We start from the raw sequence: 415 nt of genomic DNA, 5'->3' as shown, positions 1-415 counted from the left end.
CGTGGGGGCGAAGAACGCGCCGGACTCGGCGTCGGCGTCACCGGTCGAGCCCTCGGGGCCGCCGAGGCGGACCTGACCGCCGGCGTCGACGAGGCGCTGCACCGCGCCGCGGACCTCGCCCTGCTGCTCCTTCGAGGCCAGGGCGCCCATGGTGGTGCCCTCGACGCGCGGGTCGCCCAGGACGACCTTCGCGGCCAGGCGCTCGGTGAGGGCGGCGGTCACGGCCTCGACCCGGTCCTGCGGGACGATCACCCGGCGGATGGCCGTGCACTTCTGGCCGGCCTTGACCGTCATCTCCTGGAAGACGGCCTTCACGAACGCCTCGAACTCGGGGGACTCCGGGTCCGCGTCCGGGCCGAGGATGGCGGCGTTGAGGGAGTCGGTCTCCGCGGTGAAGCGGACGCCGCCCTCCTGC

General features: G+C 74.9%; 1 protein-coding gene. It reads right to left on the bottom strand.

Annotated features, from left to right (window positions below):
* Positions 1-415 (bottom strand): aldehyde dehydrogenase family protein (locus tag C6558_RS39265; RefSeq protein ID WP_146161027.1); only part of this gene is annotated, 415 nt, incomplete at both ends.

It is taken from the genome of Ensifer sp. NM-2 (assembly GCF_003024455.1).
Taxonomy (GTDB): domain Bacteria; phylum Pseudomonadota; class Alphaproteobacteria; order Rhizobiales; family Rhizobiaceae; genus Ensifer; species Ensifer canadensis.
Note: the sequence above shows the minus strand (reverse complement) of the source record. Positions and strands in the feature narration are given on the sequence as shown.